The sequence below is a fragment of the Nocardia uniformis NBRC 13702 genome, assembly GCF_001613345.1.
Taxonomy (GTDB): Bacteria; Actinomycetota; Actinomycetes; order Mycobacteriales; family Mycobacteriaceae; genus Nocardia; species Nocardia uniformis.
Map to the genome: position 1 here is coordinate 1 of NZ_BDCE01000141.1, position 1,090 is coordinate 1,090.

Annotated in this window: 2 protein-coding genes; both read right to left on the reverse strand. The window is 64.6% G+C overall.

What is annotated here, in order from left to right; translation table 11 throughout:
- On the reverse strand, positions 1–314 hold a 314-nt coding region (locus NU1_RS39865), incomplete at its 3' end, for a transposase (RefSeq protein WP_157553681.1).
- A gap of 126 nt (positions 315–440) precedes the next feature.
- Positions 441–986: a hypothetical protein gene (locus NU1_RS39870; protein WP_067529735.1), complete on the reverse strand. Its 546-nt coding sequence runs from the start codon at positions 984–986 to the stop codon at positions 441–443.
- Positions 987–1,090 lie beyond the last annotated feature (104 nt).

Sequence of the window (1,090 nt, forward strand, 5' to 3'; positions counted from 1 at the left end):
TGGACTGTGCGCCAGGGGATTCCGTAGTCCGCAGGCAGGTTTCGCCACTTGATACCATTGTCGACGACGTAGCAGATGGCATCGATCACGGTGCGACGGCAATACTTCTCCGGGTGCCCGCCCCCACCATCGAGCCAGCTCGGCCACGGTAGCAGCGGTGCCAGGACCGCCCATTCGGCGTCGGTCGCATCACAGGTATAACGGCGCTGCCGGGGCGGGCGGTCGGTGCCGTGCCCGAATCGGCAGGCCACACAAGCGCAACGGGTTTCGGTGATCGAGGTGCCAGAGATGATGTTTGCGGAGTAGAACGACATGGCGGGACCTAGTGGAGTGATACGGCGGGGTTGTGGTGATTCCGAGTGCACCACCAGGTCCCGCTCCACAGGACCACTCCCACACCGACCGTCGGCAAAAGTCCTGAACGACACGCAGAAAATGTGTCAATCACCCACTACGCCAGCCTCATTGGCGATCATGAACTTCCCCGAGGGCTGCTGATCTGCCCATCCTCGCGCGACCAGACGCTTCAACTTCGACCGCAGTCCCTCCACCTTCGCCCGATCGGTGGTCTCGATCCCCAACTCGGCGGCGACCCGCCCGGCCCGCAGCCCATCGGCGGCCTCGGCCAGCACCGCCAGGATCTCGCCGTAGTCTTCCGGCAGCACCGCCGCCGGGTCCATCCCAGCCACCCGCTGCGGCACCAGCACCGCCCCGATCATCCTGCCCGCACCAGGAACATGCTGCGACACAGCGCCTTTCATGTCATCGACAGAATCGGGTCCGGCCGTTCGCACGTGCTGATCATCGACTTCGGTCCTCTCGCCGAGGATTTCGTCCATCGTCTCGCGTGTGATCTGCAACCGCGACAATCGCTGCTCGGCGACCTCGAGCTGTTCGCTCAGCTCAGCGATCTGCCGACGCAGTGCCTCGACACGCTCCGAGGTCGCGGCCTCACGCCGGTCCAGTTCCTCACGCCAGGACCCCATCGCCGCCTCCAACGCACCGACCCCCGATTCGACGATAGGTCGTCGCTCACCGCCACGACTCAAAACCGCCAAGCCGCTAAACGATCAGTTCGTACACGGGCACT